The sequence below is a fragment of the Streptomyces sulfonofaciens genome, assembly GCF_014656295.1.
GTDB lineage: Bacteria > Actinomycetota > Actinomycetes > Streptomycetales > Streptomycetaceae > Streptomyces > Streptomyces sulfonofaciens.
On sequence record NZ_BNCD01000001.1, the window covers coordinates 726,524 to 746,728 of the forward strand.

Genomic DNA, 20,205 nt, shown 5'->3' on the forward strand with positions numbered 1-20,205 from the left:
ACCGGTCGCCCGTGCGGCCGGTCGCCGGTGCGGCCGGTCGCCCGTGCGGACGCTCAGCCTCCCGCGCGGGCCAGCGCGTGTTCCAGCACCACCAGCAGCGCATCGCGCACCGAGCCGCGCTCACGGGCGTCGAAGACCGTCAGCGGGACGTTGTCGCGGACGTCCAGTGCCCAGCGCACATCGCCGAGGTCGTGCTCGACCTGTCCGTCGAAGGCGTTCACGGCGACCGCGAAGGGGATGTCGCGGTGCTCGAAGTAGTCGACGGCGGCGTAGCAGTCGTCCAGCCTCCGGGTGTCCACGATCACCAGACCGCCCAGCGCGCCCTCCACCAGGTCGTCCCACATGAAGCCGAACCTCTCCTGGCCGGGCGTGCCGAAGAGGTACAGCTTGAGCGTCGGGTCGAGCGTGACGCAGCCGAAGTCGAGGGCCACCGTGGTGGTGGTCTTCTGCGGGGTGTGGGTGAGGTCGTCCACGCCCGCGGCGACCGAGGTGATGGACGCCTCCGTGGTCAGCGGTGCTATCTCGGAGATGGACGCCACCGTGGTCGTCTTGCCCACCCCGAAGCCGCCCGCGATCACCATCTTGACCGGCAGCGGCGGGCGCGCGGGGACGTCGTCGGGAAGGCGGGCCATGCCGGGCTCCGGGGCGTCAGTAGTCACGGCGGGCGCCCCTGGAGTCGGGAACGGCGCGGAGTCCATCGATAACCCTTCTCAGGACGGAGGCATCGCGGGCGGGGTTGCCCTGCGGGAGGTGCAAGGTCAGCCGGCCGTCGACGCGCAGGTCGTCGGCGAGCACACGGATGACGTTGAGGTGCATGCGGAGCTTCGCGGCGATCTCGGCCAGCGACAGCGGCTCCTGGCAGACGGCGACGATGTCCCGGTGCTCGAAGGCGAAGGTGTCGAGCGCGGCGATGCCCCCGCTCGTCGCCACCACCTGCGTCTCCACCGGGATCGGCGGTACCAGGCTCTCGCCGCCCGCCACCCTCCCCGCGGTGAGCAGGAACGGGCGGACCGCCGAGGCGGGCCGGACCGGTTCGGTGTGCGGTTCGGGGTGCGGCTGCGGGTACGAACCGGGGCACGGCTCGGGGTAGGCGTCGTCGGCAGCGCTCCCTGATGGTGCCTCACCGGCCGTCATGGTGCCCGCCCTCCTCGCCCGTGGCCCTCGCCGTGGCCCTCGCCGTGGCCCTCGCCGTGGTCCATCGTCCCGCCCGGTCCGCACGCGTCGTCGCCGGGGCCGGTTCACCCGGTGGCGGTCCCGCCGACCGAGTGCTTCAGCTCCATGATGAGCTGCGGGGTGAGCGCGGCGCCCGCACGATTGGCGAACAGGGCCATTTCATAGGCGATGTTGCCCAGCTTCGCCTCCTTCGAGGCGACCACGCCGAGCACCGCTCCCGCCCCGATCGCCGAGACGAGCAGGTGCCCGCCCGCGAGGTCGACGATGACCTTGTTGAGGGCGCCGAGGCCGTAGGCGCCGGAGGCGCCGGCGGCCAGGCTGGTGAGGCCGGAGACGATCGCCGCGAGCCGTTCCGAGTCGGCGTGGTCGCGCAGCCGGGAGACGGCGATCAGCAGCCCGTCGGACGACACCCCTATCGCGTCCACGACGCCCGCGGTCTCGGTGGCGAACCTGCTCAGCAGCCAGTTGAAGTCGGCCGCCGCGCTGCGCAGGGCGGGGTCGGCGGTGCCGGGGTCGGCTGTGGCGGGTGCTGCGGTGCCGGGTGCTGCGGTGCCGGGTGCTGCGGTGCCGGGTGGTACGGACGCGTGCGGTGTGCCCGGGCCCGGGCGCGGTTCGGCCGCGCCGGAGGCGGACCCGTCGGTCCAGGTGGTCATTGGCCCACCCCTTCTGAGGATGCGGACGGCTCGGTACCGGTCGTACGGCGCCTGTCGGGCCAGGGGGCCGCCGTCCGGTGCGGTGCGCTCGGCGGCACAGACGCCTGGGACCCCTGTGGTGGTTGCGCTTCGTGATGCTCTTGCAACCGGTTGCGTAGGTACGTGGCGCCGAGGAACCGTGCGCTGTCGCGTTGTGCCCGCTCGACGGCCGCCTCGAACTCCTCCAGTTCCAGGCGGGCCGCCTCCGCGTCCACCGGCCGCCACCCCGGTGGCCCCTGCTGCCCGGGCTGCTGCGGCAGCACGCCGGACGCGGTGGTGGCCGACAGCGTCGCGCCGCGCACCCGGCGCCGCAGCGGCCGCGGAGACCGCGCACCCGGCACCGGAGTGCGCCCGGCCGCCGGCCCGCCGGCCGCCGACCCGTGCGACGCGCGTCCTGGCGGACCGTCCGCGCCGTACGAGCCGCCGGTGAAGGCCGACGCGTCCTCGTACGGCGAGCGCTCCTCGTGCGGCGAGCCGTCCGCGCGCGGTGAGCGGTCCTCGTGCGGTGAGCCGTCCCCGTACGGTGAACGGTCCTCGTGCGGTGAGCCGTCCCCGTACGGTGAACGGTCCTCGTGCGGTGAGCCGTCCCCGTACGGTGAGCGCTCCCCGTACGACGAACCGTCCCTGTACGACGAACCGCCCGGGGTGCCCGAACCCTCGGGGAAGCCCGAACCCTCGGGGAAGCCCGAACCCTCCGGGAATCCCGAACCCTCCGGGACGCCCGGGCCCTCCGGGGCGGGTGCGTCGCCGCGGAAGGCGTCGAAGAACGGCGAGCCGTCCGGGAGGCCGTCGGGGAGGGCGGAGCCGCGCCCGACCGGCCCCACGCGGTCCGTGTCGGGCGCCGACCGCGGGGCCGGCACCCGGCGCGGCAGCCCCGTGGCGGCGCCCGTCGGCGGGCCGGCGGGCGGGCCGGCCGGTGGGCGCCGGACGCGGCCGGGCGACTGGCGCGCGGGCGTGGGCCGCGGCGCGACCGTGGCGGCCGTGTGCATCGGCAGCAGGTGCACCGGCGGCACGATGACCGTGGCGGTGAGGCCCCCGCCGGGGGTGCGCGACAGCGTGACCTGGATGCCCCAGCGCCGCGAGAGGCTGCCGACCACGAAGAGCCCGAGCACCTTGGTCGGCACCAGGTCGAGCCGTTCGCGGCGCACCAGCCTGGCGTTCTCCTCGGCCAGCCGCTCGGGGCCCATGCCCAGGCCGTGGTCGGCGATCTCGACCACGGCACCGTCGGTCACCAGCCGCCGGGAGGCGCCGGCCCACGGCTCCGCCACGTCCTCGTCCTCGGCCGCGGGCGCCGCTCCCGTGGACCGGCCTCCGCCGCCCGTCAGCAGCCGCACCTCGACCCGGCTGCCGGCCGGCGAGAACGCCACCGCGTTCTCCAGCAGCTCCGCCAGCATCAGCGTGAGGTCGCCGACCACGTCGGGCGCGATGGTGACGTCGCCGTCGGCGCGCGGCGTCACCCGCTGGTAGTCCTCGATCTGCCCGAGCGCGGCCCGCACCACGTTGCTCAGCCGGACCGGGCCGGTGTCGGTGCCCCGCTCGCGCAGCCCGGCGAGCAGCATCAGGCTGTCGGCGTTGCGCTGCAGCCGTACCGCGATGTGGTCGATCCGGTAGAGGCGCTCCAGCACCTCCGGATCGGTCTCGCCGCGCTCGACCGCGTCGATCAGCGCGAGCTGGCGCGCCGTCAGGTTGCTGACGCGCCGTCCGATGTTGCCGAACATCTCCGCGAAGTTGCGGCGGCTGAGCACCTGCCGTTCGAGCAGCGCGGTCGCGGTGATCTGCACCTGGTTGAACGCCTCGGCGAGCTCGCCGATCTCGTCGCGGACCGGCACCGGCACGGCCGCGAGGCGGGGCGGCCCGGTGTCGGCGGAGCCGTCGTCCGCGACCCGGGCCAGCTCCTCGCCGGCCGCCGCGGCCACCTGCCGTGCCGCACCGGTCAGCGTCCGCACGGTCCGCAGCACCGAGCGGCGGGCCAGGACGGAGAACAGCAGCCAGGCGGTGAACGCCAGCAGGGCCGCCACCAGCAGCCCGCCGGCCCGCCACCAGGCGTCCTCGGAGGCCCGCTGGGTCTGGGCCGCGATCTGGTGGATCAGCGCCCCGGTGACCTCCAGCCGGTGCCGTGCCTGCTGCTCGTAGGTGGGGACCTCCCGCAACGACGCGTCGAGAGCGGCCCGCACCTGTGCCGGGCGCTCGGCCACCAGGCCGCCGGGGTCGACCTGGAGGGCGGCGTAGTGCTCGGCGATGACGCTCTGGTAGGGGGTGCGTTCGATCCCGGCCAGCTCGTCGCCCTGGGCGGGGCCGGCGTGCCGGCGGAACCGGTCGGACTGGTAGGTGTACTGGTCGTAGGAGCCGACCGCGCCGGTGAACTCGATGAGCGCGTTGGGGTCGCCGGTGCGTGCCGAGAACACGCTGGTCTCGAAGGTGGCGTGCGCGGTGTCGGCGCGCAGCAGGGCGTCCAGCAGGGTGGCGGAGGCGTTCGTGGGCGGCTCTGGCGCGTCGGCGGGCTGCGCGGCGCCGGTGCCGGCCGCTGCCGGGTCGCCGGGGCGGCCGGCGGACGCGTCCCTTCCGTCGTCCTGGTAGGCGTTGTCGGGGTCCGAGCCGTTGATGCCGAGCCCGTTGATCAGGTCGGCGACGGCACCGCCGTAGGCGGGGTCGATGTTGTCGGCGGGGATGGGGCCCTGCGCGACGGTGCCGCGCAGGCTGTCCAGGCCCTCGATCTCCTTCAGGGCCCGCGCCTCCGCCTCGGGCAGCCGGTCGCCGAAGGTCCTGCGCACCGTCTCCACCTGCGCGTTCACGGCCCGCTGCGCGGCCAGGTAGGGCGCGGTGCCGGGTGCCCGGGTGGCGCCCCGGCCCTTCGCCTCGTAGCGCAGCGAGACCAGGATCGCCTGGCGGTGCTCGGTCTGCAGGCCGTCGATGAGCCTCGCCACCTGCTCGCTGCTGCGCACCAGACGGGCGGTGTCGGCCGCCGACCGGGCCTGCCCGATCTGCTGGTGCGCGACGAACGCCAGCATGGCCGCGATGACCAGCACCGGGACGAACACCAGAACGTCCAGCTTGCGGCGGAAGGGCCAGCGGTCGAGCAGCGGGCCGCGCGGCCGGGGCACCTCGCGCACCGCCGGTGCGCCGGTCCTCGGCGGGTCCTTTCTCTGCCCGGGCACCGGGCCTCCTTGCAGCACTCCTGGGGGTGGGGACGACTTGCTGCGGCGCTGGGGGGTTGGTTCCGGGGAACGGCCGTACGGAGGGCGAGACTAGCGAGCTGTCAAACCACTTCGCCCACGAATCGACCAAGAATGGGCCACAACACGCAGCGGAGTCGATCACATCTTCACCAGGACCATGCGTCGGGGCCCGGAGCGCCGGGGCGCGCAGCCGGTCCCCGTCCGTGCGTGGGGCCGGTCCCGTCCGCCCGGGGAGCCGGTCCCGTCCGCGCGCGGAACCGGCCGTGCAGGACGCGGCGGATCGCAATCCGAACGCGCTTGACTCCGCGTGCGGGCTCTCGTTGGATCGTCCGCACGTGCCGTCCCGCACAGCCGTGCGGCCGGCCCCGTCAGCCGTCGCCTGGACAAGGGAACGTGACCGCAACCATGAGCAGCCAGAAGCGCCTCCTCGCGACCGCCGCGGTCGTCCTGACCAGCGCCCTGACGGCCGCCCTGACCGGATGCTCCTCGTCCGGCGGCTCCGGAGGCGATCCGCTGAAGGGCGACGGGGGCGGGAACGGCACGGTCGTCGTCGGCTCCAACAACTTCGCCGAGAGCACCCTGCTGTCCGACATCTACGGCGAGGCGCTCAAGGCCAAGGGCCTCAAGGTCGAGTACAAGCACAACATCGGCAGTCGGGAGACCACCTACGGCCTGATCAAGAACGGCACGCTGACGGTGCTCCCCGAGTACAACGGCGCGCTGCTCGCCTACCTGGACAAGGACGCGGTCCCGAAGACCGTCGAGGAGACCGGCAAGGCCGTCACCGACAAGCTGGCCCCCAAGCTGGGCCTCCTCGAACCGTCCAGGGCCCAGGACAAGGACGCGGTCACGGTCAACGCGGCCACCGCCGGGAAGTACCACCTGACGTCCGACTCCACGATCGCGGACCTCGCCGACGCCGCACCCGGCCTGGTGATCGGCGGCTCGCCCGAGTTCCAGACCCGGCACCAGGGCCTGGACGGGCTGAAGTCCGTCTACGGCGTCACGTTCAGGTCCTTCAAGGCGCTCGACGCGGGCGGCCCCCTGACCATCGCGGCGCTCAAGGGCGGCAACATCCAGGTCGGCGACGTCTTCACGACCGATCCGAGCATCCGTAAGAACAGGTTCGTCGTCCTCCGGGACCCGAAGAACCTCTTCGGCTTCGAGAACGTCGTCCCGCTGGTGTACCGCCCGGACCTCCCCAAGGCCGGCGCCGCCGCGCTCAACGCGGTCTCGGCCGCGCTCGACACCCCGACCCTGCTCAAGCTCGGCACCGAGGTCCAGAACGAGCAGAAGGACCCCATGGACGTCGCGAGGTCCTGGCTGAAGGCCGAGCACCTGATCTGACCCGGGCCCGGGCCCGGGTCAGATCAGGTGCTCGGCGTACCCGCCGTACACCCGTACACCGCACCCGTACAGCCCGTACGCCCGTACAGCCCGTACGCCCGGACCGGCCCGGACCGCTGCGGCCGCCGCCCGCCCCGCGGAGGGGCGGGCGGCGCCGTCGGGCGCAGTCCCCGCCCCCGCCCGGGGGCGGCACCGGAAGACCCAGGAGGAGGCGGCATGCTCACGACCCCCGTACACCGCAGCGCACCCCCCGACCCGGTGGTGCTCGACGGCCACACCCTGGACGCCACCGGCGTGACCCGCCTGGCCGATGTCCAGGCGGACCCGCGCGTCGACCCCGCGGCGCTCACCCGGATGGAGACCACCTGGCGCGCGGCCCGGCAACTGACCAAGACAGGGCGGATATACGGCCGCAGCACCGGCGTCGGCGCCCACCGCTCGGTGGAGATCACCCCCCAGGACGCGGACGGCCACGACCTGCGCCTCCTCGCCAGCCACGCCGGCGGCATCGGAGCCCCGCTCCCGGCCCGCCAGGTCCGGGCCATGCTCGCGGTGCGGATCAACCAGCTACTGGCCGGCGGCTCCGGCCTGCGCCCCGCCATCGTGCTCACCCTCGCCGAGGCGCTCCGCGCCCGGGTGCACCCGGAGGTGAACGAATACGGCGCGATCGGCACCGGGGACCTCACCGCACTCGCGCAGCTCGGTCTCACCCTCGTCGGCCGCAGGCCCTGGTCGGCCGCGGAGCCGCAGGCGGGTGACCCCCCTGCCGCCATCCCCATGGAGCCCGGCGACGCGCTCGGCCTGCTGAGCAGCAACGCCCTCACGCTCGGCCAGGCCGCCCTGGTCTGCCACGACCTGGGCGGGCTGCTGCGCGCCTCGCACGCCGTCACGGCCCTGTCGCTGCTGGCGGTGGAGGGCTCCCTGGAGGCGTACGCGGCACCGGTGCACGCCGCCCGGCCGCACCCCGGCTCGGTGCACACCGCCGCGGAGGTCCGGCGGCTGCTCGGGGCCCCGGACCGGCCGGAGCCGCCGGCCGGCCGCATCCAGGACCCGTTCGCCTTCCGCTGCTTCCCGCAGCAGCACGGTCCCGCGCTGGAGGCCTGCGCGGCGCTGGAGCGGGTGCTCGCCGTGGACCTGAACTGCGCCGCGGAGAACCCGCTGTTCACCCGGGAGGGCCCGGGCGGCGGTCCAGGCGCCTACCACCACGGCGGCTTCTTCGCCGCGCCGCTCACCCTCGCGCTCGACCAGCTCTGCCTGGCCGTGCTCGGCACCGCCCGGCTGTCCGCGGCCCGCCTGGTGGCCCTCGGCAGGAGCGATCTCACCGGGCTGCCGTCCTTCCTCACCGACGGCACGCCCGGCAGCTCCGGGATGATGATCCTGGAGCACAGCGCCACCGGCGCGCTGGCCGAGGTGGAGGCGTGCGCGGCGCCGGCCTCGCTCTCCCATGCGGTGCTCGCGCAGGGCGTGGAGGAGGCCGCCAGCTTCGCCACCCAGGCGTCCCGCAAGGCGCTGCGCGCCATCGGCGCCTACCGGCTGGTCCTCGGCTGCGAACTGCTGGCCGCGGTGCGCGCGCTGCGACTGCGCGGCTGCGCGCCTGACCCGGCGCTGCCCGCGGGGCAGGCGTTCGCACTCGCCGCGGCCGCCCTCGACCCGGAGACGGCCGACCGTCCGCTCACCGCGGACGTCGCGGCGGCCGCCGCCGTACTCGACGACCTGCCGGGTCTGTAGCGGCGGCCTGCCGGGTCTGTAGCGGCGGCTACCGGTCGGCTACAGCGGCTACCGGTCTGTAGCGGCGGCCTGCCGGGTCTGTAGCGGTGCCGCCGGGTCGGTAGCGGCGGCTACCGGTCTGTAGCAGGTGGCCTGCCGGGTCTGTAGCGGTGCCTGCGGTCTGTAGCGGTGCCTGCCGGGTCTGTGGCGGGGGTCGCCTGTGTGTCCGGGGTCGCCTGTGTGTCAGGGGTCGCCGGTGGTTCTGGGGTCACCCGTGATCATGGGTCGCCCGTGCCCGGGGTTGCCTGTCCCTGGGGAGCTGGTTCCTGGGGCGCCTTTGCCCGACGGTCGTCCGCCGGTGCCGCCTGCGTCCGGGGTTGCCGGTCCCTGCGGTCGCCGGCGCCCTCCCGCGGCGCCCGCCGGGCGCCGCGGGCTGTGCCGCGGGCAGTGGTCCTGGCGTCCGGTGCCCGTGGTGGCCCCGGCCCCGGCCGCCCTCGTCCCTGCCGAGGTGCCCGGCACCGACGAGCGCGGTCGTGACCGCACCCTCGGATGTACCGGTGCCGGTGCACCTGGCCTCGGCCAGTGGGCGGATGGTCCCACCGGCCGAAGTCGGTGAGGGCCGCCGGCGTGGGCAGGGAAGGACGGCGGCCCCCCTCCGCACGGACACCGGGGCCCGCACGGCCTTGCCGGCCAGTCCACCGCTTTCCGGGGCCCCTGGGGAGTGTGCGCACGCCGGGAACACGGGTGCGCGTTTCACACGGGGTGCGCGCCAGGTCCGGACCACCACGGCCCCCTCCGCCCCGGGCCACCACGGCTGCCCCCTCCGCCCCGGGCCTCCGACCCGCCCCGGGCCTCCGCCCCGCTTCTGCTGTTCGCCCCGCGTACCTCCGCTTCTGCCGCCCGCCCCGCCTCCCTCCGGTGGGCCCCCGCCGCGCCCCCGAACGGCAGCCTCGTGCCGCCAGGCGCCGGCGCACGCGGGCAGCTCGGTGGAGTGGCTGCCGGGGACTGGCAAGATCGGTCCGGAAGATGGCGTACACTCGTAATCACCGACGCGGGGTGGAGCAGCTCGGTAGCTCGCTGGGCTCATAACCCAGAGGTCGCAGGTTCAAATCCTGTCCCCGCTACTGAGACCGAGGGGCCGGAACCGCTCATGGTTCCGGCCCCTCGGCGTGTCTGCGTGCCGTTCGTGCGCCGTCTGCGGGCGTCTCCATGCATCTGCGGTGCGTGTACGTGTACGCCCGCGGCGCGTGTACGTGTGCGCCCATGGGGCCCCGGCCCGTGTCCGTCCGCGGTCCGTGTCCGTGTCCGTCCGCGGGGCGTGCCCGTGTCCGTCCGCGGGGCGCGTGTGGCGCCCGCGGAGCCGACGACCGAGCGCCGATCGATTCGCCATAAGCGACAAAACCGGTCAAGCTTGATTCTGTTGCCGAAACACGAGCAGCAGTGGCAGGAGAAGAGCGGTGACGCAGCCAGGACCGTACGGCGACGGACACCGCGAGGGAGACGGGCCGTCCCTCGGCGGCGGGCCGCCCGGTGCCGTGCGGCCGCCCGACACCCCACGGCCGTCCGGCGCCTCCCGGTCCCCCGCCGCCCGGCGGGGGCCCGCGGGAGCACGTGCGGCCGCCGGCCCGCCGCGCCCGGGCGCCGTCCCGCGCCGCGTGCCGTCCAGGGGCGCCACCCGGCACCGCGCGTCCGTCGCGCAGCCGCTGCGGCCCACCCTGGTCACCACCCTCTTCGCGCCCGTCCGACCGCTGCCCGGCAGGGCCCTGCCGGGCACCGGCGGCGGGCTCGCGCCGGACGCGGGGCGCTGGGCCCGGCTGATGCGGCAACTGGTGCGGCTGTCGCCGTGGCTGATCGTCCTCGGCGGGCTGCTCTTCGACGCCCTGCTGCCGGTGAAGTACAGCGCGGTGCCCATCTTCGTGGCCGCCCCGCTGATCGCCGCGCCGTTCTACCGGCCGCATGCCGTGATCGTCATCGGCGCTATCGCACTGACCGGCACCCTGGTGCGCAACGCCGAGCGCATGACGATCGACAACGCCAACGGCATCACCCAGCTCGTCACCTGCTTCGTCGTGAGCCTGCTCGCCCTGCTCATCAACCGCGTCGTGCAGCGCGGCTACACGATGCTCACCTCCGCCAGACAGGTCGCCACGGCCGTCCAGCGCGCCGTGCTGCCCGAGCCCCCCGAGCGCCTCGCGGGCCTGGAGGTGGCGGCGCGCTACGAGGCGGCGCAGGCCGAGGCGTTCATCGGCGGCGACCTCTACGCCGTGCAGGACACCCCGCACGGCGTACGGGTCGTGGTCGGCGACGTCAGAGGCAAGGGCCTCGGTGCGGTGGCAGCGGTCGCGGTGCTGATCGGTGCCTTCCGGGAGGCCGCGGAGCAGGAGTCCTCGCTGGAGGCGGTGGCGCAGCGGCTCGACCGCGCGCTGGCGCGCGAGACGGCGATCCGGCAGGGGCCCGAGGGGTTCGAGGAGTTCGCCACCGCGGTCTTCGCCGAGATCCCGCACGGCCGGGACGTCGTGCGGGTCGTCAACCGCGGCCACCCCTGGCCGCTCGCGCTGTACGCGGACGGCGCACTGCGGGAGGTGGCGGCCTGCGACGCCGCGCTGCCGCTCGGCATGTCCGACCTCGGCGCATGGCCCCCGCAGGCCCGGGACGTCCCGTTCCCGCGCGGAGCCACCCTGCTGATGTACACCGACGGGGTCACCGAGGCCCGCAACGCGCACGGGACCTTCTACGACCCGGTGGCCAGCCTCCGGGGGCGGGTCTTCGGCGGCCCCGACGACCTGCTGTCCGTCGTCACCGGGGAGGTGCGCCGGCACACCGGAGACGGTGGGACGGACGACCTGGCCCTGCTCGCCGTGCGCCGCCCCTGAGAGCTACGCGCGTCACTCCACCGTCGGCACTCGTCACCTTCGGTGACCGGGTGACCCCCCTGCGCATAACAACTGAGGCACCGTCAGAAAGTTACCAGGCGGAACACCCGGGTCAACTCGCCCGATTGCGTTCCCTCGTGTCCTGTTAAGTCCGGGCCGAAGCGGTCAATGATCAGTGGGAACTGCTTGGAATCGGGTGTGGTCCTCTATTAACGTTCGATAACGCAGCGCGGTCGTCCCAGCCGCCACAAGGCGGCTCCGCGCGCACGCGCCGAATCCCGCGAGGGAACCGGGGAACCATCCATGTGGGGTGAATCGGGCGCGCCTTGGCCGTACGGAGCCATCCGTACGGAGCGGGCCGCCCGTAGGAGACCTTCCTGCTCCGAACCCGTCAGCTAACCCGGTAGGCGAGAAGGAAGGAAAGGAGCGCGCCCCCGTGGCGTCCAACCGGCCTGCCCCTTATGCCCCGGGCAATCCCCAGTCCACCCAGTCCTTCCCCGCCTTTTCCGGCGAGGGCCCCGGCGGCTCGGCCCACCGCCCCGCCGGGCACGTGCACCACCAGCCGTACCCCGCGGCCCCCGCCCCGTCCCGTCCGCAGCAGGACCGGGCCGCCGAGCAGTACGGGCGGCAGTACGGAGAGCAGCACGGGCAGCAGCACGGGCAGTGGGCCGCGGCGCAGGGCGCCACCGGCGAGCTCCGGCAGCCGGGCGGCCGGCAGCCCACTCCGCCGCGTGGCACCCGGGTCGCCGCCGACGACCCGTGGCAGCCCCGGACCACCCATGCCTTCGCCGCCCCGGCCCCCGCGGCACAGGCCGCCCACGAGGCCCACACCGGCGACTTCGGCACCCGCACCTTCGGCCTCCACGACATCGCCGAGGGCACCGGTACCGGCACCGGGCAGTTCACCTTCCCCGACCTGACCGCCGGCGCCCCCGACGACGCCCGCGCGTTCCACGGCACCCGCCCCGGTGACGACTTCTTCGCCGACGCCGACGACGCCGCCGACCACGCCGGTGCCGAAGACCACACCGGCGCCGGGTACGCCGACGAGAACGGGGTCGCCGGGGACGCCCGGGACACCGAGTGGAACCCGACCGCGGACTCCGTGCGCCCCGTACGCGGCAGGCACCGGGTCATGAAGCAGCGCGGCGGCCTCGCACGCAGCTCCACCGTCCTCGGTGTCGGCGTGATCGCCGCCGTCGGCGCGGGCGGCATCGCCACCGCGGAGGGCGGCAAGCCCTCGGTGCACGTCGCCATGCAGGACCTGTCGTCGATGGCCCACTCACTGCCCGACGAGGCCAGATCGCTGCCCGGCGTGGGCCACCTGCTGCCCGGCGGCTCCGACTCCTCCGGCACCCGCACCGACCCGCTCACCGGTGCCGGCGTCACCGCCGAGGACGCCGAACGCGGCACCACCGACGCCGGTGAGGCACTGCGCGAGCGAATCCTCCAGCAGGCCGAGCAGCAGCAGGACCAGGCGGAGAGCGCCGTCGAGCGCGCCGCCGAGGACGCCGCGGCGAAGAAGGCGGCCGAAGAGGCGGCCCAGCAGAAGGAGGCGGCACGGAAGAAGGCCGCCGCCGAGCAGCAGAAGGCGGAGGAGGCCGCCAGGCGCAAGGCCGAGGCCGAGCGCCTGGCCAAGCTCGCCAAGAGCTACACCCTCCCCGTCTCTTCCTACACCCTGACCTCCCGCTTCGGTGACGCCGGTTCGATGTGGTCCTCCGGCTACCACACCGGCCTGGACTTCGCGGCCCCCACCGGCACCCCGCTGAAGGCCATCCACACCGCGACCGTCAAGGAGGCCGGCTGGTCCGGCTCCTACGGCTACCGCACCGTCCTGGAGCTCGACGACGGCACGGAGCTCTGGTACTGCCACCAGTCCTCGATCAGCGTCAGCGTCGGCCAGAAGGTCAGCACCGGCCAGGTCATCGGCCGGGTCGGCGCCACCGGCAACGTCACGGGGCCCCACCTCCACCTGGAGGTCCACCCCGGCGGCGGTGCCGCCATCGACCCCTTCGCCTGGCTGGAGAAGGACGGCATCACGCCGTAGGCGCGCGGCCCCGGCCCCGGCAGGGGGCCGGGCCGGGGGGCCGGGCCGGGCTGCCGCCCGGCCCGGCTCCGTGCCGGACCGGTCCGGCTCAGTACCGGACCGTGCCGGACCGTACCGGAATACGCGCCTCAGCAGGCGCGTTGGCACCTGCCATGACCTCACTCCGCACACTCGGCTCGTCCGACCTCGCTGTTTCCCCGCTCTCGCTCGGCGGCAACGTCTTCGGCTGGACCGCCGACGAGTCGCAGTCCTTCGCCGTGCTCGACGCCTACGCCGCGGCCGGGGGCAACTTCATCGACACCGCCGACGTCTACTCGGCGTGGATCGACGGCAACAAGGGCGGCGAGTCCGAGACCATCATCGGGAAGTGGCTGGCCGCACGCGGCAACCGCGACGAGATCGTCGTCGCGACCAAGGTCGGTGCGCACCCCGACTACCCGGGCCTGTCCGCGGCCAACATCAAGGCCGCCGCGGAGGAGTCGCTGCGCCGCCTCGGCACCGACCACATCGACCTGTACTACACGCACAAGGACGACACCTCCGTCCCCGTGGAGGAGATCGTCACCGCTCTGGACGACCTGGTGAAGGCCGGCAAGGTGCGCGCCGTCGCGGCCTCCAACCTCACCGCCGAGCGCCTGAAGCAGTCCCTCGACTTCGCCGAGCGCGAGAACCTCGCGCCCTATGTGGCGATCCAGCCGCACTACAACCTGGTCTCCCGGGACACCTACGAGGGCGCCCTCCAGGACACCGCAGAGGCCGCGGGCGTCTCCGCCGCGCCCTACTTCTCGCTCGCCTCCGGCTTCCTGACCGGCAAGTACCGGCCAGGCGGCACCGTCGACAGCGCCCGGGCCGAAGGCGCGGGCAAGCACCTGACCACCGAGCGCGGCCGCAGGGTGCTCGGGGCGCTGGACACCGTGGCGAAGGCGCACGGCGCCGAGCCCGCCACCGTCGCCCTCGCGTGGCTGCTCACCCGGCCCACCGTCGTCTCCCCGATCGCCAGCGCCCGCACCCTGGAGCAGCTTCCCGCGCTGCTGGCCGTGACGGATCTCACCCTCACGGAGGAGGACGTCCGGCTCCTGACGGACGCCTCGGCCTGACGAGCCGCCCGGCCCGGGTCCCCACGGATCCGGGCCCGGCTCAGACCCCCACGGGCCCGGCTCCCACGGCCCCGGTCCCACCGCCGCCCGTCGACGGGCCCTGACGCCCGGGCCCCTCGCCGCCGCCCGGGCCGTAGGGGGCCACCCCGTACGGCACCCCGTACGGCAGGACGGGCTGCGCCGCGTAGGGAGCCCCGTACGGAAGCTGCCGGGCACCGGGCAGCGGGTGGCCGTAGCCGCCGGTCGGGTGGCCGTGGCCACCGGGCCAGGATCCATGGCCGCCGGTCGGGGGCCCGTACCCGTACGGGCCCCACCGCGGGCCGAACCAGGGCACCGGAGGCAGTGCGCGGGTGGCGTGCGCCAGTGCGGGCCCCGCCACCTGCCTGCGCTGCCAAAGCTGCCGCAGCAGCGCCTCCTCGCGGGCCACGAAGTCCGTGCCGGCGCGCCCCCGCCGGCCCCGGTGCCGCAGGAAGGCCAGGGACGTGGCGAACGCCTCGTACTCGGCGACGGCCCGTGCGGCCGGCCTGCCGCCCAGCGTGTGGCCGGCGTACTCCCGTGCGGTGCGGCGGGCCCGCATCGAGCCCAGCACCAGGGGTTCGTGGGGCGGCAGCCAGCCGGCCGCCACATAGACCGGCAGCTCCTCGCGGACCGTGCGCAGCTCGCGCTGCCTGCTCCAGATCACCAGCCAGGTCAGCAGCGCAAACACGGGCACCATGAACACCACGTACACCAGCAGAAAGCCGTAGTCGCCGAAGTCCGACGAGGCGTTCCACGTGGCGTGCATGCCGGCGGCCAGCAGCAGCCCGCAGAGCGGCAGCAGGACCCGGCGCGCCCGCTGGCGGTCGGCGGAGCCCGCCGCGAGCCCGAACCCGATGCCGGAGAGCACGGTGAACAGCGGATGCGCGAAGGGCGACATGACCACGCGGACGAAGAACGTGGCCATCGTCAGCGAGGCGAAGCCGCTGTCGCCGGTGAGCTGGTCGTCGCCGAAGGCGGTGCCCAGGTAGAGGACGTTCTCGGTGAACGCGAAGCCGGTGGCGGTGATGCCGGCGACCACCACGCCGTCGACCAGGCCGGTGAGGTCCCGGCGCCGGAAGAGGAAGATCAGCAGCACCGCGGCGGCCTTCGAGGACTCCTCCACCACCGGCGCTATCACGGTGGCGCCCAGCGTGTCGGCGCCGGACGGGTCGGCGGTGGCGGTGGCTATCCAGTGCGTCGCGAAGCTGTTGGCGACGATCGCGATGAGCGCGGCCGCGCAGGCGCCCCAGGCGAAGCAGAAGACGACGTTCCGCCAGGGCCCCGGAGCGACCCGGTCGAGCCAGCGGAAGGCCGCGACGAGCAATGGCACGGGCAGCACGGCCAGCCCGAGGCCGACCAGGAAGCCCTCGGTGCCGGTCTGCTCGCGCACCAGGGCCAGGATCACCAGCCCGCAGAGTGCGAGCAGCGTGCTCAGCGCGCCCACACGGGCGCCGCGCCGCTGCCACCAGTGCGGATGACGGGCGGCGGGCGCGGGCACGGGCACGCCCGGCTGGGCGGGGGGCGTCACCGCCGGGGCGTAGGGGTTCGGACGGGTGGACACGGTATCGACCCTAACCAGCCCGGCGTTCGGCCGCGATGGTGCCTCGTCCGCTCACGGGCGCCTCGCCGGCCCGGCCCGGGTCACGGGGCGTCGTCGGTTCGGGGTTGCCTTGTCGGTTCGGCTCGGCGTGGACGTGCCTTGTGCCTCGTCGGTTCGGGGTTGCCCTGTCGGCTCGGCCCGGCCCACGGGGCTTTGTCGGTTCGGCTCGGGCCTCATCGGCTCGGCTCGACCCGGCTCGGGGATGCCTCGTCGACCCGGCTCACGGAGCTTCGTCGGCCCATGGAGCTTCGTCGGCTCACGGAGCTTCGTCCGGTCACGGGCCCCGTCGGCTCACTCGGGCCCGGCCGTGTTCTCCGCCGCCTCGGCCGCGGTGCGGCGGAACATCAGGTCGTGCACCACGTGCCCCTTCTCGACGCCCTGCTCCTCGAAACGCGTCCTGGGACGGAACGGGGGACGCGGCGCGTAGCCGCCGTCGGCCTGGGTGTTCTCGAAGCCGGGGTGGGCGCTCAGCACGTCGAGCATCTGCTCCGCGTACGGTTCCCAGTCCGTGGCGCAGTGCACCAGCGCGCCCGGTTTGAGGCGGGTCGCGGCGAGGGTCAGGAACGCGGGCTGGATCAGGCGCCGCTTGTGGTGCCGCTTCTTCGGCCAGGGATCGGGGAAGTACACGCGCAGGCCGTCCAGGGACGCAGGCGCGAGCATGGTGCGCAGCAGGATGACGGCGTCGCCGTTGGCCACCCGGACGTTCGTCAGGCCGTACCGCTCGGCGAGCGCGAGCAGGTTGCCCTGGCCGGGGGTGTGCACGTCGACGGCGAGGATGCCGGTGCCCGGGTCGTCGGCGGCCATCCGAGCGGTGGTCTCGCCCATGCCGAAGCCGATCTCCATGACGACCGGACGGCCCTCGAAGAGCGCCTCCAGGTCGAGGACGTGCGATCCGTCGACGTCGAAGCCCCAGGTCGGCCAGAGCCTCCTGAGCGCTCCCGCCTGTCCCGCGGTGACGCGGCTGCGACGCGGCTGGAAACTCCGGATCCGCCGCTCGAAACGGGTTCCCGCAGGGTCGGGGGAGGGGCCGGTGCCGGCGGGGAACATGCGCTTGCGGTCGGGTCGCCCGGGGCCGGATTCGTCGTGCTGTGACACAGTGCGTCGATTGTACGGAGGGGTGGGGCGTGCGGAGGAGTGGGGCCGTGCGGTGGGGCGGGGCCTGCCAGGGGGCGGGGGCTGTGTGCCCATGTCCGTGCGGTGGGGCCGGGGCCCGTTCGGGCGGTGGGAATGGCCGTCGACAGTCGGCCGTCGGCCGGTGCTCAGGTGCCGGACAGCGCCCGCAGCGCCCTGCGGGCCACCTCCCGTCCGATGGGCAGCGACGCGGTCGCCGCGGGTGACGGCGCGTTCAGCACGTGGACCGTGCGCACCGCCTCCCGTATCAGGAAGTCGTCCACCAGGGTGCCGTCCCGCAGCACCGCCTGGGCGCGGACGCCCGCCGCGGTGGGCACCAGGTCGTCCGCCTCGACCTCCGGCAGCAGCCGGCGCACCGCCTCCGCGAACGCCCGGGGGGACACCGAGCGCCGCAGCTCCCCGGCCCCGTACCGCCAGTGGCGGCGGGCGATGCGCCAGGAGCCGGGCCAGGCGAGCGTGGCGGCCAGCTCACGGGGCCGGACGGTCGCCCACCCGTACCCCTCGCGGGCGAGCGCCGGGACCGCGTTGGGGCCGATGTGCACGCCGCCGTCGATGCCGCGGGTGAGGTGGACGCCGAGGAAGGGGAACGCCGGGTCGGGCACCGGATACACCAGGCCGCGCACCAGCTCGGGCCGGGCCAGCTCGTAGTACTCGCCGCGGAAGGGGACGATCCGCATCCCGGGCTCGTCACCCGCGAGGCGGGCCACCTCGTCGCAGTGCAGCCCCGCGCAGTTGACCAGCACCCGGCCGCGCAGTACCGCGCCGTCCGAGGTGCGCACCGCCACACCGCGCTCCGGGCGGCGGTCGATGCGCGTCACCCGCGCGCCGTAGCGGATGCGTGCTCCGGATGCCTCCGCGAGGTGGCGCCCGACCTGCTGGTAGTCGCAGACGCCGGTGGTGGCGACATGGATGGCGGCGAGGCCGCGCACGTGCGGCTCGTACTCGGCGATCTGCGCGGGGCCCAGCTCCCGCACGGGAATGCCGTTCTCCCTGCCGCGCTGGACGAGGGCGTGCAGGCGCGGCAGCTCACCGCGCTCGGTGGCGACGATCAGCTTGCCGGTCTGGGCGTGCGGGATGTCGTACTCGGCGCAGAACTTCTGCATCTCCGCGGCGCCGCGCACCGCGTACCGCGCCTTCAGCGAGCCGGGCCGGTAGTAGATGCCGCTGTGGATGACGCCGCTGTTGCGCCCGGTCTGGTGGCGCGCGGGACCCTGCTCCTTCTCCAGGACCGTCACCCGTGTGCCGGGCGCGGCGCGCGTGAGCGCGTACGCGGTCGACAGGCCGACGATCCCGCCGCCGATCACCAGCACGTCGCAGTCGGTCTGCGCCACGCGTCCACCTCCCACGTCCGATAGTGCACTGCACCGCTGACGACGCGCTCAAACCCCTGAACGGGCCCGTGGTGCGCCCCGCAGCACACCGGACCGCCCGGACCGCCGCCGGACCGCCCCTCCCGCCCCTCCCGCCCGGGCCGCCAGGGCGGCGGGAGTCGCGCGGGTGCCGCGGGCGCGCCGGGCGGCGGGAGCCCGCCGGGGGCCGGCCGGCCCGCCGGGACGGTCACCGGCGGGCGGGGGCCGGGGCCCCGCGCCGGCCGGCGGTCAGGCCGGTGCCATGAGCAGCGGGCGGGCCCGCTCGCGCAGCTCCACCACCCGCGGCTCGTCCCCGTACGGCTCCAGGCGGTGCAGCAGGTCCTTCACGTACTCGGTGGTACGCGCCGACGAGATCCGCCCGGCCACCTCCACGGCCCGCACGCCCTGCTCGCACGCCGCGTCCAGGTTCCCCGACTCCAGCTCGGCGACCGCGGAGACCACCAGGCGCAGCCCGTGCGAGCGCACGTACTCCTCGGTGGGCCGGGACAGGGCGTGCTCGGTGAAGCGCCGCACCTGGCGGGGGGCCTTCAGATCCCGGTAGCACTCCGCCGCGTCGGCCGCGAACCGGTCGTACGAGTAGAAGCCCAGCCAGGACGGGTCGTTGTCGCCCTCGCGGGACCGCTCCAGCCAGCCCTCGGCGGCCCGCAGCGCGGCACCGGCCGCCTGGGCGTCGCCCGCGCGCGCGTGGGCACGTGCCTCGACGAGCCGGAAGAAGCTCATGGTGCGGGCCGTGGCCAGGCCGCGGTTGCGCTCCAGGGCCGCCTGGGCGAGGTCCACGCCTTCGTCGCCGAAGCCCCGGTAGGTGGCCTGCAACGACATCGACGCCAGTACGTAGCCGCCGAGTGGGACGTCCGCGGCGGCCCGGGCCAGGCGCAGCGCCTGGATGTAGTAGCGCTGCGCGGCCTCCTGCTGGCCGGTGTCGAAGGCCATCCAGCCGGCCAGCCGGGTCAGCTCGGCACTGGCGCCGAAGAGGGCGCGGCCCACCTCGTCCGAGTACGAGGCGAGCAGCAGCGGGGCCGCTTCCACCCGCAGGCATTCGGGCACCATGGAGGAGCGCCAGTCGCCGCCCCCGTACTTGGAGTCCCAGCGCCGGGCGTCCTCGGCCGCCTCCCGCAGCTTGCGTACGTCGCTGTGGCCGACCTTCAGCGGACCACCGGCCCCCAGGGGCCCGGCGTTGCGCTCCACCGAACTGTCGGCCGGGGTTATCAGCCAGCGTGAGGCGGGCGTCGCATACGCACTGACCGCGAACGACCCGGCGAGTGACTGCCAGATGCCGCCGCTGCCCGCCCGCCGGCCCGCCAGGTCGAGCCTGTAGAGCTCCGTCGCCGACTTCACCGCGGCGCCGACGTCGCGCGGGAAGGCGAGGCCCACCTCGGGGGCCGGATCCGCGTCCGCCAGGCCGATCTCGTGCAGCGGCACGGGTCGGCCCAGCTTCTGCCCGATGGCCGCCGCTATCAGGTGGGGCGCGGCGCCTTGCGGCACCATGCCCTTCGACACCCATCTGGCGACCGAGGTCTTGTCGTAGCGGAGCGTCAATCCGCGTTGCGCTCCGAGGTCGTTGACCCTCCGCGCGAGTCCTGCGTTGCTGATTCCCGCGAGGGCGAGGACGGCGCCGAGCTTTTCGTTCGGCCCGCGTTGGTCCCTGGACATGCGCCACCCCTCGACACAGAAGGCTGCCGCGGCGGTCGCACCACCGCCCGGCATTCGTACCGTGTCCCCACGGCGCCGCTCCGGCCCCCGGCTGCAAGCGCAGGTGTCCGAGCCCCGGGGTATATGCCACCGCGAAAACACAGGCACACACAGGGTAGTTCGGTGCATCCCAAGCGTTAAGAGGCATAGTTCCGGATGGCGAGATTGTTGCCCGTCGCGAAGTGCGACCATGCCGGCGCGCGCTCCGCGCGTGTGGCCGTGCGCCTGCCCGTGCGCTCTTCTCCGGCCACTACGGGAGCGCTTCGATGGATCACGCGTGGGTCG

Annotated in this window: 13 protein-coding genes, 1 tRNA gene and 1 riboswitch; of the genes, 6 read left to right on the plus strand and 8 right to left on the minus strand. The window is 74.6% G+C overall.

The genetic code is table 11. The features are described from left to right. Positions 1 to 53: 53 nt before the first annotated feature. The 4 genes from IE313_RS02915 to IE313_RS02930 form a co-directional block, all read right to left on the minus strand. Positions 54 to 698 (minus strand): GTP-binding protein, encoded by a 645-nt coding sequence (locus tag IE313_RS02915; RefSeq protein WP_189929218.1) that lies wholly within the window; start codon positions 696 to 698, stop codon positions 54 to 56. Then, a complete protein-coding gene (locus IE313_RS02920) occupies positions 649 to 1,134 on the minus strand; it encodes a DUF742 domain-containing protein (RefSeq protein WP_189929219.1) in 486 nt (161 codons plus the stop codon). Before IE313_RS02920 ends, IE313_RS02915 begins: the two co-directional genes overlap by 50 nt. Positions 1,135 to 1,238: 104 nt before the next feature. Further along, on the minus strand, positions 1,239 to 1,826 hold the full coding sequence (locus tag IE313_RS02925; RefSeq protein ID WP_189929220.1) for a roadblock/LC7 domain-containing protein: 588 nt from the start codon (positions 1,824 to 1,826) through the stop codon (positions 1,239 to 1,241). Beyond that, positions 1,823 to 5,020 (minus strand): ATP-binding protein, encoded by a 3,198-nt coding sequence (locus IE313_RS02930; protein WP_229924304.1) that lies wholly within the window; start codon positions 5,018 to 5,020, stop codon positions 1,823 to 1,825. Before IE313_RS02930 ends, IE313_RS02925 begins: the two co-directional genes overlap by 4 nt. A gap of 426 nt (positions 5,021 to 5,446) precedes the next feature. Between IE313_RS02930 and IE313_RS02935 the strand changes: the two genes are divergently transcribed. The 6 genes from IE313_RS02935 (at position 5,447) to IE313_RS02960 (ending at position 14,112) form a co-directional block, all read left to right on the plus strand. Then, positions 5,447 to 6,388 (plus strand): ABC transporter substrate-binding protein, encoded by a 942-nt coding sequence (locus tag IE313_RS02935; protein ID WP_189929221.1) that lies wholly within the window; start codon positions 5,447 to 5,449, stop codon positions 6,386 to 6,388. Positions 6,389 to 6,604: 216 nt separating this feature from the next. Continuing rightward, the gene (locus IE313_RS02940; RefSeq protein ID WP_189929222.1) at positions 6,605 to 8,116 is read left to right on the plus strand and encodes an aromatic amino acid ammonia-lyase; all 1,512 of its coding nucleotides are present in this window, start codon (positions 6,605 to 6,607) and stop codon (positions 8,114 to 8,116) included. A gap of 1,029 nt (positions 8,117 to 9,145) precedes the next feature. Beyond that, positions 9,146 to 9,219, plus strand: a tRNA-Met gene (locus tag IE313_RS02945). 531 nt (positions 9,220 to 9,750) lie between these two features. Beyond that, the gene (locus IE313_RS02950) at positions 9,751 to 10,968 is read left to right on the plus strand and encodes a PP2C family protein-serine/threonine phosphatase (RefSeq protein ID WP_229924305.1); all 1,218 of its coding nucleotides are present in this window, start codon (positions 9,751 to 9,753) and stop codon (positions 10,966 to 10,968) included. 259 nt (positions 10,969 to 11,227) lie between these two features. Beyond that, positions 11,228 to 11,392: riboswitch (cyclic di-AMP (ydaO/yuaA leader) on the plus strand. A 492-nt stretch (positions 11,393 to 11,884) separates the two neighbouring features. Next, the gene (locus tag IE313_RS02955) at positions 11,885 to 13,015 is read left to right on the plus strand and encodes a M23 family metallopeptidase (protein WP_373316905.1); all 1,131 of its coding nucleotides are present in this window, start codon (positions 11,885 to 11,887) and stop codon (positions 13,013 to 13,015) included. A gap of 152 nt (positions 13,016 to 13,167) precedes the next feature. Continuing rightward, on the plus strand, positions 13,168 to 14,112 hold the full coding sequence (locus IE313_RS02960; protein WP_189929223.1) for an aldo/keto reductase: 945 nt from the start codon (positions 13,168 to 13,170) through the stop codon (positions 14,110 to 14,112). Positions 14,113 to 14,152: 40 nt separating this feature from the next. Here the strand turns inward: IE313_RS02960 and IE313_RS02965 are convergent, their stop codons facing one another. The 4 genes from IE313_RS02965 to IE313_RS02980 all read right to left on the minus strand — a co-directional run bounded on the left by IE313_RS02965 (position 14,153) and on the right by IE313_RS02980 (position 19,881). Continuing rightward, entirely contained in the window at positions 14,153 to 15,658 is a 1,506-nt protein-coding gene (locus IE313_RS02965; protein ID WP_189929313.1) for a PrsW family intramembrane metalloprotease, read from the minus strand. A gap of 363 nt (positions 15,659 to 16,021) precedes the next feature. Further along, entirely contained in the window at positions 16,022 to 16,918 is an 897-nt protein-coding gene (trmB, locus tag IE313_RS02970; protein ID WP_189929224.1) for a tRNA (guanosine(46)-N7)-methyltransferase TrmB, read from the minus strand. Positions 16,919 to 16,989: 71 nt separating this feature from the next. Further along, positions 16,990 to 18,192, minus strand: coding sequence for an L-2-hydroxyglutarate dehydrogenase (gene lhgD / locus IE313_RS02975; protein WP_189929225.1), 1,203 nt, complete (start codon positions 18,190 to 18,192; stop codon positions 16,990 to 16,992). A gap of 267 nt (positions 18,193 to 18,459) precedes the next feature. Then, positions 18,460 to 19,881, minus strand: a complete 1,422-nt coding sequence (locus IE313_RS02980; RefSeq protein ID WP_189929226.1) for an NsdA family TPR-like regulatory protein — start codon at positions 19,879 to 19,881, stop codon at positions 18,460 to 18,462. Between the last annotated feature and the right edge of the window lie 324 nt (positions 19,882 to 20,205).